The sequence below is a fragment of the Inquilinus sp. genome (assembly GCF_057815775.1).
In genome coordinates, this window is record NZ_JBYRFX010000505.1 from 1 (window position 1) to 1,720 (window position 1,720).

Genomic DNA, 1,720 nt, shown 5'->3' on the forward strand with positions numbered 1-1,720 from the left:
CAGTGCTGCGAGCGACGGGCCGAGTCGGCGCAGCTCGTCGCGATGGATGGCGGACAGGCCGGCCAGCACGGTTTCGGCCTGGTCGGTCAGCGCGACATGGATCCGCCGGCGATCGGCCGGATCGGTGTCGCGCCGCACCAGCCCCAGCGCCGCCAGCCGGTCGACCAGCCCGACCGTGCTGTGGTGCCGCTGCACCAGCTGCTCCGCCAGCTCGCCGATCGTCACCGAGTCGCGTCCCGGGAATCCCTTGATCGCCAGCAGCGCCTGGTGCTGCTGCGGCGTCAGCCCCGCCGTCTTCGCCGCCTCGCCGCTGAAGTCGAGGAAGCGCCGCAGCGCGTGGCGGAACGCCGCCAGCGCCTCGTAATCCGCCTTGGTCAGGGCCGTTTCGGGGGCCTCGGTCATCGGGTCGCGCATCCCTGCACTTGAAATTATATCGTATTGCGATATTTATCCGACATCCGGAGCCCAGCGTCGGATACCCCTTTGATCATCCGGAATCCGGCGTCATGTCGAGACCCGCAGACCAGGCGGCGCCACCCGGCGCCGTCGCCTCCATCCTTCCTGGCGGCGGCCAACCGGCCGTGAGCCGCAAGTCCAGCATCCTGGGCGACTTCACCACCGACCCCGGCGTGCTGCGGCTGATCGCCATGGCGCCGGTCGTCGGCCCCGCCGGCACCGGCGCCGCCTGGGTGCTGCTGCAGTTGATCGCGCTGGTCACCAACCTGGCCTATTTCGGCCGGATCTCGACCGAAGCGGTCGATCTCGGCCATTCGCCCTTCGGCCTCTACGCCGCGCTGGTGCCGCCGGTCGGCTGCCTGATCATCGGGCTGATGGCGCGCTACGGGTCGGAAAAGATCCGCGGCCACGGCATCCCCGAGGCGATCGAGGCGATCCTGATCGGCAGCAGCCGGATCCAGCCCAAGGTGGCGGTGCTGAAGCCGCTGTCCTCCGCCATCTCGATCGGCACCGGCGGGCCGTTCGGCGCCGAAGGGCCGATCATCATGACCGGCGGCGCCCTGGGGTCGCTGTTCGCCCAGCTGTTCCACCTGACGGCGGCGGAGCGCAAGACGCTGCTGGTCGCCGGCGCCGCCGCCGGCATGACCGCGATCTTCGGCACCCCGGTCGCCGCCGTGCTGCTGGCGGTCGAGTTGCTGCTGTTCGAATGGAAGCCGCGCAGCCTGATCCCGGTCGCCACCGCCCCCATCGCCGCCGCGGCCTGGCGCCCGCTGCTGTTCGATGCCGGGCCGCTGTTCGCCTTCCACGGCATGGTCGACCTGTCCGGCCCCGCCTTGGCGGCGGTGATCGGCATCGGCATCGTCGCCGGCTTCGGCTCCGGCATCCTGACCGCGCTGGTCTATGGCTTCGAGGATCTGTTCGAGCGCCTGCCGATCCATTGGATGTGGTGGCCGGTGCTGGGCGGCATCGCCATCGGCATCGGCGGGCTGGTCGATCCGGCGGCACTGGGCGTCGGCTACGATTCGATCCGCGCCCTGCTGGCCGGCAGCCTGTCCAACCAGGAGGTGCTGCGGCTGCTGATCGTCAAGGCGCTGATCTGGTCGATCGCGCTGGGGTCCGGCACCTCGGGCGGCGTGCTGGCGCCGCTCTTGATCCTGGGCGGGGCGCTGGGCGCGATCGAGGGCATGGTGCTGCCCGGCGGCGGCACCGGCATCTGGGCCCTGCTGGGCATGGCGGCGATGATGGGCGGCACCATGCGGTCGCC

General features: G+C 71.0%; 2 protein-coding genes. One reads left to right on the forward strand and one right to left on the reverse strand.

The window, feature by feature from the left end:
* A partial coding sequence (locus AC3XYG_RS17725; RefSeq protein ID WP_489141174.1) for a MarR family winged helix-turn-helix transcriptional regulator occupies window positions 1–402 on the reverse strand: 402 nt, incomplete at its 3' end.
* A 104-nt stretch (window positions 403–506) separates the two neighbouring features.
* Here AC3XYG_RS17725 and AC3XYG_RS17730 point away from each other — a divergent pair.
* On the forward strand, window positions 507–1,720 hold a 1,214-nt coding region (locus tag AC3XYG_RS17730; protein ID WP_489141175.1), incomplete at its 3' end, for a chloride channel protein.